We start from the raw sequence: 12,541 nt of genomic DNA on the forward strand, positions 1-12,541 counted from the left end.
CGATCTGCCTGCGTCAAGCTTCAGAGCAACCCTGCCTTTTGTGCCGCGCGGTCGATGGCATCGACAATTGCCTGGGGTTGCGCATGGTGTGGCATGTGTCCGACGCCGGGCAGGATGGTCAGGCGGCTGTTGGGCAGCAGCGCATGCAGCGGGCGCGAATGAATGTCGGGACCCACGGTGGTGTCGGCGCCGCCATGCACCAGTTCGACCGGCAGAGTGATGGTGGGGTAGCGTTTCGACATCGTGACCACGTGCGGGCGCAGGTTGTTCACCTGGCGGCTGTTGGCGCGCAGGGACGCGCGGCGCAGCGTCAGGCGGGGGCCGACGTATTGTGCATAACCCGCAGGCACCGGGTTGGGCGCAAAGATATCGGCGACCACGGCGTTGACCTGCTCATTTCCGGCAAAGGCGGTGATGACGGGGGGCACGACCGCCCCGCCGATGGCAGAGCCCAGCAGGGTGTAGGAAAATTCCAGATCCCCGGGCCATGGCATGGTCGCGCCCGAAACAATCACCAGCGCCGACGCCGGGTGGTCCAGCCCCCAGGCCATGGCGACCGCGCCGCCATAGGAGTGCCCCAACACGATGGGCCGCTTCACGCCCAGTTTCTGCGCTGCGGCCCAAAGCATGTCGGCCTGTTCTGCGGGGCTTTCGGCTGTCGCGTTGAACGCACCACCGTAGGCGTCCGATGCCCGGTCGGTATAGCCAAGGCCGGGGCGATCAAAGGCGATGACCCGGTAGCGGTCTTTGACCCGGTCGACAAAATCAAAGGTGAAATCACGCAGATTTCCGGACGCGCCGTGGATCAGCACCAGATCCGGCCCGGACCCGGTCACATAGGCATGTACCCGGCGCCCGTCACCCAGATCGAAAAACTGCCCGATGGGCGGCCAATTGCGCAGCGCCTCTGCCTCGCGCGTGGCGTTGCGCTGGCTGACCAGCGCAGAGCAGCCCGCCAGAAGGACCAGCGACAGAAAGATCAGGATACGGATACTCATACAGGCACCTTTGCGCTACTTGCGCAAATCGGTGCTTGCCTGGCCAATCTGCGTCATGTCGAAGGGAGTCGTCAGGTAGAGCTCGGAGACCCAGTTGCCATAGAGAAGATGCGCATGGCTGCGCCAGCGGTTCAGGGGCTTCTGGCTGGGATCGTCCGAGGGGTAGTAATTGGCGGGTACGTTGATCGGATTACCGGCTGCTACGTCGCGGTCGTATTCCTGTTTCAGCGTGTCGCTGTCGTATTCCAGGTGGTTGAAGATATAGAGTGCGCGGTGGTCGGTATCCTCGACCAGACAGGGGCCGGTGTCGTGGCTGTCGATCAGCACCGGCAGGCCTGCGGCCTCGATCTCGTCCCGGCGCAGTTCGGTCCAGCGGCTGACGGGGATCACCATGTCGTCGGAAAAGCCGCGCAGATAGGGTGAGGCGGCCGCAAGGTTCTGGTGACGTGCGCAGCCAAAGGCCTTGTGCGGCAGCAGGTGTTTGGGCACGCCGTGGAAATAGTTGATCATCGCCATGCCGCCCCAGCAGACGCCGAATGTCGAATGCACATGGGTCTGGGTCCAGTCGAACACCCGGGTGAGTTCATCCCAGTAGGTGACATCGGTATAATCCAGATGTTCGATCGGGGCGCCGGTGATGATCAGGCCATCGAACTTCTCTCCGCTCGCCTCGACTTCGGAGAAGGGGCGGTAGAAGGCCTCCATGTGTTCGGCGGCGGTATTCTTGGTCTCGTGTTCGGACATGCGGATCAGGCTGAATTCGATCTGCAGCGGGTTCGCGCCGATGAGCCGGGCGAACTGGGTTTCCGTCTGGATCTTCTTGGGCATGAGGTTGAGCAGGCCGATGCGGATGGGCCGGATGTCCTGATGGGATGCGGCATCCTCGGGCATGACCATGACACCTTCGCGCGACAGAACGGCGTAGGCGGGCAGGTCGGAGGGCAGCTTGATCGGCATCTTGGGATCCTTGCATATCGGCGGGTCAGAGATAGGTCAGAGCGGCGGCTATCACAAGCCGCGGGCGTATTGGGTGGTTGACGGGAGGTAAGTAAGCGCCGCGCCAGATGCTACGTCCGACCGCCGGGCGCTGGTCAGCCTTGCCGGGAAAGCGCCTGAGCGATCACCGCCTCGAATCCCTGCTGGGTGCTGACATCGGCCAGATCGGACGCCTCGACCGTGATGCCCCAGTTGCGCGCCATGGCTTCGTAGCGCGGCTGGCGGTGGGCGAGGGCCTGAGCGTAGGTCCAGCGGATAAAGGCATCGGGGTCCACATCCGTTTCGGCGCAGTTGTTCAGCGCCAGGTATTCCGTCCAGACCCGCATCAGGAATTCCGGCTGATAGGCCATCGGCTTGGGCGCGCGGTCGAACCGGCGGATCAATTCTTCGGTATGTGCCTCGGTGCCACGGATCCAGACCATCAGGCAGTGGCGCGACAGTTCCGACAGGATCGGATCGGCGGGATCGTCGGCATCGACCCATTCACAGATCGACCCACCGGTGTCGCAGACGAAATGCGGATAGCCATAGAGTTCTTCGGCCCGGTCGATGAAATAGCCGGTGTCCAGCAGCGCCTGCTTTTCGGCGCGGGCGAACTGATCCTGTCGGCGCTGATAGGAGCTGATCGGCAGGCCGCCCCGGGCCTCATCCCCCGGTTTGCCCAGATAGGCCGACACGGCGGCAAGGTTGTCAAAGGTGATGTTCGATCCGATGTGGATCGAATCGCTCATCAGCAGGTCGCGCAGGAAGGGCACCTTCATCGCCTGCAGCTTGGCGTTGTCGGCGATATATTCGCCCATGTAGCGGGTGCCGATGCGGTAATCGATCGAGTAGTGAAACCAGTCGCCGCGTTTGCGCAGCATGTCGGATACATGCGTCTTGCCCAGACCCGACATGGCAAACAGAAGAACGCGCTTGCGGGGCGCGGAAAGCCAGGCATCGGCAGAGTCATAGAGCATTGGAGGCGCGCCTTTGGTCAGAGTGTGTGACCTGTTGGTAGCCAGAGCGCGCGGTGGCGTCAAACGTTCCGCTTGGCCCTGTGCCTGATCCTTTGGAAGATTCGCCCGTCGATCACCAGCAACCCCAGCACGAGCAGGGCAAACCCGCCGTAGGCGGCGTGCGACAGTGCCTCGCCCCTTACAAGCGCGCCGAGGGTGATGGCAACCGGCGGGATCAGCAGTGTCACCAGCATGAGGTTGCCGCTGCCCGCCATGGCCAGCACGCGGTAGTAGAGAAGATAGGCCAGCGCCGTGGCGATGCCGGCGTAATAGCCGATGGAAACCCATGTTTCGGGGAGCAGGGACAGGCTGGGCACACCTTCGAACCAGAGTGTGAGGGGTGCCATGATCAGGGTCGAAGCGGTCAGCATCCCGGCTGCGGCTATTTGGGGGCGCACGCCGCGCAGGGTGCTGCGCGCCCACGCCCCGGCGCAGGCATAGGACAGGGTGCCCGCCAGCACGGCCAACTGCGCAAGCGAGGTGATGTCGAAAGAGTGCAGCGCGCCGGGGCCGATGGCGATGGCCACCCCGGCAAAGCCGATCATGACGCCGGTGGCCTTGCGCGCGCTCAGCCGTTCATCGGCAAAGACCAGCGCCGCGACCAGCACGCCAAAGATCGCCGTGGCGGCATTGAAGATGGACGTCAGCCCGCTGGGGATATGCAACTGCCCCCAGGCCATCAGGGAAAACGGGATGGCGTTGTTGAGCAGCCCCATGATCAGGAAAGCGCCCCAGATCCGGGGATCGCGGGGCAGGGACATCCGGCGCAGGGCGATAAAGATCCAGAGCACGGCCATGGCCCAGAAGGTACGGTGCAGCACGGATGTCAGCGGCCCGATTTCGTCCAGGGCCGTGCGAATGGACAGGAACGAGCCGCCCCAGATCAGGGCCAGAAGGGCGAGTTCAGCCCAGGCGCGGGCAGAGAGCGAGGTTTGCTGTGTCATTCCCGGGTTCTATGCCAAACCGGTTGATCTGTGCGACCCGGATCTTGCGGCAATAGTGTTGGCGCAAAAAAAGACCGCCCGGCACGAGGGCTGGGCGGTCCATTTGTTCATCTCAGAATTGTATCAGAACTTGTAAGCGATCTTGACGCCAAGGCCGACGGCCGAGTTGTTTTCGAAATCGGCGCGGGCCACATCGGGGGTGCCGGTTTCAGGCTGCGCATCGCCCAGCCAGATATAGCTGATCCCGCTCGACAGGGTCAGGCTGTCTGTCACGCTGTAGGATCCGCCCAGTGTCACGCTGGTATAGCCGGTGGACGGGGCCAGCGGTGATACCAGCTTGTCGCCAGCGGCTTCGTAGGCGACGGCGATCGAACCAGAGAACTGGTCGTTGAACCGGCGACCGACGCCAACACGGTAAGTGGTGGTATCTTCAAGGTCGATCAGGCCGCTGCCGACCACGGTCACGAACTGCTCTGAATCAAGCTTGAACTGCGAATGCTTGACGTAACGCACCGAACCGAAAAGCAGCGTGTCAGCGGCGATACCGGTCTGGAATTCGAGGTTCCAGCTTTCGGGCAGATCGACGTCTGTCGTGGAAGAGCCGTTCAGCAGGGGCATCGCGGGCGCGGGGCCGGGGCCGTCGGGATCGACCAGCGGGCCGCTTTCCGTCGTCTTGAAGTCATGGGTGATTTTCGAATTGTAGGTCAGTGCCACGCGCAGCGCGATATCGGGACGCTCATAGGCACCGCCGAGCACATAGCCATAGGCGCCGTTGCTCTTGAGGTTCAGATCGTAGCCGTTGACTGCGCCATAAGCGGCGCCGCGCAGCTGGATATCACCGTCGGCCTGGGAATGACGTAGGCCGCCGAAAGCGCTGAAATTCGGGTTGAACTGATATTTCAGCAGGGCAGTGATCGCGGTGTTGGAGGCTTCCGCAGTGGTTCCGCCCAGCATCGGATTGCCGTCTTCATAGGCAATGTCCGCGCCATAAGGACGGTCGATGATCAGCGCCGCCGACAGCGTGTCGCTGAACTGCATCTTGATCGCGGCGCTGGGTAGCCAGAAAGAACTGGCGACGTTGTCGATGTCCGCCACAAGGGTCCGGCTGGTGCCAGTGACCGATGGCGAAACAAAGCCGAACGAAAGTTCAGCATGGTTGCCTTTTTCATAAAGCACCATCGCGGATTGCGTCGTGCGTTCGATGCCGCCCGCCGAAGCGGTCCCCGCAGCAAGGGCAAGCGCGGAAGCGCCAACCAGTATTTTATTCATGTTGTCCTCATCCCTGAAAAAAGTCTCTCCTCAGCCCGGACGCTACATCGGTTCGGTCACCATTCAATCTTTGACTTAGCGTCACATCGGCGACAGGGACGCGTGACGTTACGTTCCAGCCACACCTCGCGTTTCATGCAGGATGTTGAAGTAGTTCGCGGCGAAAATAATTGCTGCACCCAGAAAGACATAAGGGTCCAACGGTTCGGCATAGATCAGCATCGCCAGGATCGCGATCACTGGCAGGCGCACGAAATCAATGGGCATCACAACCGTGGCGGGGGCGATGCGCAGTGCCGTCGTCAGGCAGAAATGCGCCACCAGCCCGGCACAGCCGATCACCACGATCCAGGGCCAGTTCGCGGCACTGGGCAAGGCGATATCGCCGTCAAAACCCGCACAGATCAGACCAAAGGCTGCCTGCATGACGGTTAGGTAAAAAAGGATGCAGGTGATCGTTTCGGTCCGTGTCAGGCGGCGGGTGAATACCGCTGACAGGGCAAATGCGACGGCAGCGCCGGCGGCGGCCAGCAGCCCGGTATCAATGGTTTCCGGGCTGGGGCGCGCGACGATCAGGATGCCGATAAAGCCGAACACTGCGGATATGGCCCGTGTCCGCGTCAGCCGTTCGCCCAGCACCAGCGGTGACAGGACCATGACCCAGAGTGGTGCGGTGAACTCGAGCGCAAAGACCTGTGCCAGGGGAATCACCGTGATGGCGAAGAACCACAGGTTTTGCCCGGTGAAATGGCTGATGTTGCGGATCAGGTGCAGGCCAAGGCTGCGGGTGGTGATCTGGCTGCGCGTGCCCGCCAGGGTCGCAACCGTCAGCACCAGCGTCAGGCCGATCAGGCTGCGGTACATCATGATCTCGAATGTATCGAGATCGAGGCTGACCGCGCGGCCCGCCACCGCCATTGAGGTAAAGGACAGGATCGCCCCGATCATCCAGAGGCTGGCGCGCAGGGTGTCGCTCATGTGTTCGAATTCAGGGACATTTCGGGGGCTCCTACTCCTGCCAAGCATCTGCCGTTAACCAGCAGGGATTGGCAAGACGGGATCAGGCCTCGGTGATCTTGTAATCGCGCGTTATGCCATTGGTCACGCCGAACCATGCGCTGGCACGGGTGCGGGCCTGATGGGCGTCGAACGCCGCCTGATTGATGAAGAGTTCCGACACTGCAAAGGTGCCCGGCTGCGTTTCGACCACTTCGAATTCCAGACAGCCGGGCTCTGCGCGGGTCAGAGCAATGTGGTCGGGCAGGGCGTCGCGTACCTTTTGCTGCTGGTCGGGGGCGCAGGTCAGGGTGCCGGTCAGATGGATCATGGACATATCTGATTGCTCAACTCTGGATCGGAAGAATGGTCCACCAAGCGCGTTCGAGGGAGGTTTTCGCAAGCTGTCAGTCCGAAAACCCCCTTAGCTCTTGCTCATTCCCACTCGATCGTGCCGGGAGGCTTGGAGGTCACGTCATAGGTGACACGGTTGATGCCTTTGACCTCGTTTATGATGCGGGTCGCGGTTTCGCCCAGGAATTCATGGGTGAAGGGATAATAATCCGCCGTCATGCCATCGACGCTGTTCACGGCGCGCAGGGCACAGGCGAAATCATAGGTCCGCCCGTCGCCCATCACGCCGACTGTGCGCACCGGGAGAATCGCGACAAAGGCCTGCCAGATTTCGTCATAAAGCCCGTGCTTGCGGATCTGGTCGATATAGACCGCGTCCGCCTTGCGCAGGATTTCCAGCTTTTCGCGCGTGATCTCTCCGGGGCAGCGGATGGCCAGACCCGGTCCGGGGAAGGGGTGACGTCCGATGAAGCTGTCGGGCAGGCCAAGTTCGCGACCCAATGCGCGCACTTCGTCCTTGAACAGTTCGCGCAGGGGTTCGACCAGCTTGAGGCCCATCTTTTCCGGCAGGCCGCCGACATTGTGGTGGCTCTTGATCGTGACGGAGGGGCCGCCGCTGAAGGAGACCGATTCGATCACGTCGGGATAAAGCGTGCCCTGAGCGAGGAATTCCGCGCCTTCGATCTGGTTGGCGTACTTCTGGAAGACGTCGATGAACAATCCACCGATGATCTTGCGCTTGGTCTCGGGGTCGCTGACGCCGTCAAGCTTGCCAAGGAACAGCTCGGATTCATCGGCGTGGATCAGGGGCAGGTTGTAATGTTCGCGGAACATGGTGACGACTTCGGTCGCCTCGTTCAGACGCAGCAACCCGTGGTCGACAAAGACGCAGGTAAGTTGATCGCCGATCGCCTCGTGCAGGAGGATTGCGGCGACAGAGCTGTCGACGCCGCCGGACAGCGCGCAGATTACCTTTTTGTTGCCGACCTGATCGCGGATCTTGCGGATCGCCTCTTCGCGGTAGGCTTCCATCGTCCAGTCGCCGGTGAACCCGGCATCCTTTACGAAGTTTTCGTATAATGTGCGGCCGTTCGGGGTGTGATGCACCTCGGGGTGGAACTGCACGGCGTAGAACCGGCGGTCGAGGTCAGCGGTGATGGCGAAAGGCGCGTTGGGGGAGGTGCCATAGACCTTGAACCCGGGTGCGATTTTCGACACGTGGTCGCCGTGGCTCATCCAGACCTGTTCGCGCTGTTCGAGGAACCATCCGTTGAGCAGGTCAATCCTGTCTTCGGTCGGGGTCACATAGGCGCGGCCGAATTCGGCGGTGCCGTGGCCACGTTCAACATGCCCGCCAAGCATGTGCATCATGACCTGCTGGCCATAACAGATGCCCAGAACCGGAACGCCGAGTTCGAAAACTTCGGCCGGGGGCTGTGGTGCGCCGTCGTCAAAGACCGAGGACGGCCCCCCGGACAGGATCACCGCCTTGGGTGCGAAGTCGGCCAGAAAGGCGGGCGTCACGGCGTTGAAAGGGTGAATTTCGCAATAGACATTGAGTTCACGCAGGCGGCGCGCGATGAGCTGCGTCACCTGACTGCCAAAGTCTATGATTAACAGGCGGTCATGCTGGGTTTGGGTCATATCTGCCCATTAGGGCCAAGCGGGACGCGGCGCAAGAGGACTGTGGTCATTGCAGTGAATCCAGCAGAGGCGTTGCGCCGTAGCATGCGCGCTGTGGACAGGATCAAAACGCCACTGGCGGGCATGGTTCAGGGAAAATGAAAACGGACCTTCGCCAGTCTTCATCTGCCCAAAAATACACCGGGGGTGACGGCGCAGGCGGTAGGGGCGGCGCCCCATGCCGCCCGCGCCGTTTGGCGGGTCGTTTTAGTTGATCGGCGATAGCAGTTCTGGCGCTGTCACCAGCTGGCGAACACCATGGCTGTGCTCTTCTTCAAAGACATTGCCCTCTGCCGCCCAGCGATTGAGAGAGGAGATGTCCAGACGCGCGCAGGTCGGGCGGACGTTCCAGGTGACTTGCATCGGCGAACAGATCGCCTCGGTATAGCTTGGCCCGGTGGTCGAACCCGCAAACAGAACCGGAGTGCCGGTGTCCGAGGGCAGGGCCGCGGGCTGGAACCGGCCGTTCGCGCCAACGGTGACTTTGGCGTAATCGCCGAAATCCAGAGCGCCGGGATCGTTCACGACAAGAAAGACCTGCGATTCGACGCGCAGCTGCGGATTGGCGCAGGCGGCCGAGGAGCATGACCCAAGGCCCGGTCCGGGGGATACGTCACAGGAGGTGTAGACCCAGTGCACCTCGATCGTGTCACCCGGTTTAACGCCGTGAAAGCTCGTGTGGCCAGTTTCGGGCTCGGCAAGGTCGCTCGGGCTTAGCGTCGCGGTTTCGTTGCACTGAAAGCCGCCGTTTTCGCCGTCACCGGCTGAGAGCGAAAAGCCCGGACCCTTGTGTTCGGCATTGGTATGGGTGTGCAGGTTGCACAGGTTCATCGCCTCTGGCCCGGGCGCGGGGGAAAAGCTGCGCGGGTTGCTACCGATGTGCATGCCGATGTCGCGCGGTGTCTGCGGGCCAAAGCCCAGGCACAGGTCTTCGGCATAGGACGGGGCGGCGGCGCAAAATGTCGTGGCAAAAAGGGAGAGGGCAAGGGCATGTCGGTTCATGGCGGATCCATCGCGTTGAGGTGACTCTAACCGCGCCTGTCAGACGCGAGATGACGCTGTTCTGAGGTCCAATCCCTGAATACTATCTTAAAGCGCGCATTTTCGCAAAAATCAGTCGTGCCCGGACACGCCGCGGCAGGCGCGCCGGTAAAAGTCACTTTGGCCCCGGATGCGACGCAATTCTTATCCGGTGCCCGGGCCCGGTCTTTCGCAATAGAAACTGTTCTACCAGCGATAGCTCGCGCCGATTGCGAATTCATTCTGCTCCATGCGCAGCGTGATCGGCTGTGCTGGCGACAGCGCCGGGTTGATGCCGGAGATCTCGTTGCTGAAGGCATGGGTGAAAGAAGAGGTGATGCTCCACTTGTCGTTGACCTTATAGGTCCCACCCACGGAAAGGTGCCACTGCGGCGTTGCAGGCGCCACGATGTTGAGCAACGCCTCTTCCTTCTCGGCGAACTGGGTGGCGTAGGACACGCCGCCGCGCAACATCAACCGGTCGGTGCTGCGAAAGATCGCAGCCACGCGGATCACGTCCATGTTGTCCCAGCCAAAGCCGGGGCCGTCGTCCGCACCAAAGGGGGCGGTGATCGCGGTTCCGGTGTTTGCCAGGGATTTCACGTCCCCGTAAAAGATTCGCTGGTATTCTGCCGTCAGCGTCAGGCGTGGTTGCTGCGGCAGGGTATAGGCGAGGCCGACGGTGGCGACGGCGGGGATATCGAAATCGCCCTGTTCGGCGAACAGGCCCTTGTACTTATGGAACTCCTCCATGTTGATGCGGCTCCGGTAGGATGCCCCCAGCGTCAGGCCGGGAGATGCCTCATAAGCCACACCAAGGTTCAGGCCGAATCCGGTGGACCAGTCGTCACCGTTGTTGGTCATGTCACCGGGGCTGGAGGAATAGGATGCGTTGTCGAAATTTTCGAGTCCGGTCGCGCTGAAGCGTTGAATGGCTAGGATCGGCGCGACGCCAAAGCTCAAGCGTTCGTTCACGTCATAGGCAAGGCTGGCAGACAGGAATAACTGTTCCAGGTTCACGCCCAGCGGCGCTGTGGCCGACGGTCCATAACCCGGCGTAAAGGGGTTTGTGGCGTATTGCGTGTTCATGCCGCCGTTGCCAAAGGCGAACAATGCCAGTGATGTGCGGTCGTTCAGCTGGAAATTCACCCCGCCGCAGGGGATGAGAAAGGCGTCGTTCACACTGGTCTGCGATCCGGTGGTGATCGGTCCGGCCCCCGAAACGGAATAGCCGCGCTTGGGCGCAAACCCGGTCAGGCAGAACCCGGCCACGTTTCCGATCCGCGTCCCGAATGCCGGGTTCTGCGCAAGCCCGAGAACGCCCGCTTCCACGGCGACGCCGGCCCCCGCCATACCCTTTGCCCCGCCGCCGTAACCATTGGCCATGTAACCGTTGGTGGCCGCAGCCGGTCCAGCCCCGAACAGGCAGGTTGCCGCAATCCCTCCGGCCGCGCATTTGCGGCGGAAATCCGAATAATTCATACTGTTCCTCCCTGACCTGACGTGTTCCGGCAGGTCAATGTTGTTTTGTCAGCCTCTGAAGCGGGCCTTGTCCCCGGAAACACATTCCCAGTATCAAATATCTAAACGTGAGAATGTATTGTGTCACCACTTTTTGCAGGATGTCGCTTTTGCCCCTGAAGTGGCGCAAACACTCCTCAGCCGGAGGACACCGCGGGGTAACACCGGAAAAACTCTGGGGGCCCGTGTGGCCCACTTGCCGAAGGATGGGCGTATGACTGAAGCAGCAACCGGTAGACGCACCCGCGGCGGCGGCGGGGCAGCCCGGCGGGCCGAACGCACAGCCATCAGCCTTGAGACGGCGAAGTATATCGAGCGTAACATCCCCAATTTCGAAGTGCTGACCGAAGAGGCGCTGGAGATCATCGAGGCCAACGCCGAAACGGTGCTGGCCGAGATTGGCGTGAATTTCGTCAATAATCCCGCCGCACTTGATCGCTGGCGTGCCGCTGGCGCCGAGGTCGAGGGCGAGCGCGTCCGCATCCCGCGCGGTCTGGCGCGTCAACTGTGCAGCACCGCGCCCGCGCAGTACACCCAGCACGCCCGCAATCCTGCACGCAACGTCGTCGTCGGTGGGAAAAACCTTGTTCTGGCGCCGGTTTATGGCCCGCCCTTCGTGCATGACGCCGAAAAGGGCCGCCGCTATGCCACGATAGAGGATTTCCGCAATTTCGTGAAGCTCGGCTACATGTCGAAATGGCTGCACCATTCAGGCGGCACGGTATGCGAGCCGACGGATGTGCCGGTGAACAAACGGCATCTTGATATGCTGCACGCCCATATGACCCTGTCGGACAAGCCCTTCATGGGGTCGGTGACCGAGCCGAGCCGGGCGCAGGATTCGGTCGACATGTGCGAGATCCTGTTCGGCAAGCAGTTCGTGCAGGACAACACGGTGATGACGAGCCTGATCAACATCAACTCGCCGATGACATTTGACGACACGATGATGGGCGCGCTTGAAATCTATGCGGCCAACAATCAGGCTTGTGTCATCAGCCCCTTTATCGTCGGGGGGGCGATGGCCCCGGTGTCCGTCGCCGGAACGCTGACGCAGGTCCTGGCCGAGGTTCTGGCGGGCATCGCCTATTCGCAGCTTGTGCGCGCTGGCGCGCCAGTGATCTTTGGCGCATTCGTGACCTCGATCGACATGAATTCGGGTGCGCCCACCTTTGGCACGCCCGAGGCGTCGCTGATCACCTATGGTGCCGGGCAACTGGCGCGGCGGATGGGACTGCCCTACCGGTCGGCGGGGTCTTTCTGCGGGTCGAAATTGCCCGATGCGCAGGCCGCCTACGAGACCTCCAACTCCTTGAATATGGGGCTTTTGTCCGGCGTGAACTTTATGTTGCACGCCTGTGGCTGGCTTGAAGGCGGGCTGGTGTCATCCTACGAGAAATTCGTGATGGATGCGGACCAGCTCGGAGCACTTCACCATCTCGCAAAGGGCGTTCAGATCGACGAAAATGCCCAGGCGATGGATGCCATCGCCGAGGTCGGACCGGGCGGGCATTACCTTGGCTGTGCCCATACACAGGCGAATTTCAAGACGGCCTTCTGGCGCTCGGATCTGTTCGACTACAAGCCATTCGAGACCTGGAGCGAAGAGGGTGCACGCGACACGATGGCTCTGGCCACACAGCGCGTGAAACGGCAGCTGGACACCTATCAGAAACCCCCGCTTGACCCGGCCATCGCAGAGGCGCTCGAGGCCTTTGTCGCGCAGAAAAAGGCCTCTGTCCCGGACGCGTTTCTCTAGGCT

Annotated in this window: 11 protein-coding genes; 1 reads left to right on the forward strand and 10 read right to left on the reverse strand. The window is 61.7% G+C overall.

Annotation, left to right across the window (positions count from 1 at the left end):
• Positions 1-20: 20 nt before the first annotated feature.
• The 10 genes from CHB75_RS16535 to CHB75_RS16580 all read right to left on the reverse strand — a co-directional run bounded on the left by CHB75_RS16535 (position 21) and on the right by CHB75_RS16580 (position 10,740).
• Positions 21-998 carry an alpha/beta fold hydrolase gene (locus CHB75_RS16535; RefSeq protein WP_089272505.1) on the reverse strand — a complete coding sequence of 326 codons (978 nt, stop codon included), beginning with the start codon at positions 996-998 and terminating at the stop codon, positions 21-23.
• Positions 999-1,013: 15 nt separating this feature from the next.
• Positions 1,014-1,955: a homoserine O-succinyltransferase gene (locus tag CHB75_RS16540; protein WP_089272507.1), complete on the reverse strand. Its 942-nt coding sequence runs from the start codon at positions 1,953-1,955 to the stop codon at positions 1,014-1,016.
• Between the two features lie 134 nt (positions 1,956-2,089).
• Positions 2,090-2,953, reverse strand: coding sequence for an ATPase (locus tag CHB75_RS16545; RefSeq protein WP_089272509.1), 864 nt, complete (start codon positions 2,951-2,953; stop codon positions 2,090-2,092).
• A gap of 59 nt (positions 2,954-3,012) precedes the next feature.
• The gene (locus CHB75_RS16550; RefSeq protein ID WP_089272511.1) at positions 3,013-3,936 is read right to left on the reverse strand and encodes a DMT family transporter; all 924 of its coding nucleotides are present in this window, start codon (positions 3,934-3,936) and stop codon (positions 3,013-3,015) included.
• 123 nt (positions 3,937-4,059) lie between these two features.
• Entirely contained in the window at positions 4,060-5,205 is a 1,146-nt protein-coding gene (locus CHB75_RS16555; protein ID WP_089272513.1) for an OmpP1/FadL family transporter, read from the reverse strand.
• Positions 5,206-5,313: 108 nt separating this feature from the next.
• Positions 5,314-6,183 carry a DMT family transporter gene (locus CHB75_RS16560; protein WP_089272515.1) on the reverse strand — a complete coding sequence of 290 codons (870 nt, stop codon included), beginning with the start codon at positions 6,181-6,183 and terminating at the stop codon, positions 5,314-5,316.
• A gap of 82 nt (positions 6,184-6,265) precedes the next feature.
• Positions 6,266-6,532, reverse strand: coding sequence for a putative quinol monooxygenase (locus tag CHB75_RS16565; protein WP_425439510.1), 267 nt, complete (start codon positions 6,530-6,532; stop codon positions 6,266-6,268).
• 104 nt (positions 6,533-6,636) lie between these two features.
• Positions 6,637-8,199 (reverse strand): glutamine-hydrolyzing GMP synthase, encoded by a 1,563-nt coding sequence (gene guaA / locus CHB75_RS16570; protein ID WP_089272519.1) that lies wholly within the window; start codon positions 8,197-8,199, stop codon positions 6,637-6,639.
• 246 nt (positions 8,200-8,445) lie between these two features.
• Complete coding sequence (locus CHB75_RS16575; RefSeq protein ID WP_089272521.1) at positions 8,446-9,240, reverse strand: delta-class carbonic anhydrase; 795 nt, start codon at positions 9,238-9,240, stop codon at positions 8,446-8,448.
• Positions 9,241-9,465: 225 nt separating this feature from the next.
• Positions 9,466-10,740, reverse strand: a complete 1,275-nt coding sequence (locus tag CHB75_RS16580) for an OmpP1/FadL family transporter (protein ID WP_089272523.1) — start codon at positions 10,738-10,740, stop codon at positions 9,466-9,468.
• Between the two features lie 253 nt (positions 10,741-10,993).
• Here CHB75_RS16580 and CHB75_RS16585 point away from each other — a divergent pair, with 253 nt between their 5' ends.
• Entirely contained in the window at positions 10,994-12,538 is a 1,545-nt protein-coding gene (locus CHB75_RS16585; RefSeq protein ID WP_089272525.1) for a trimethylamine methyltransferase family protein, read from the forward strand.
• Positions 12,539-12,541 lie beyond the last annotated feature (3 nt).

Origin of the sequence: Puniceibacterium sediminis, assembly GCF_900188035.1 — a bacterium.
GTDB lineage: Bacteria > Pseudomonadota > Alphaproteobacteria > Rhodobacterales > Rhodobacteraceae > Puniceibacterium > Puniceibacterium sediminis.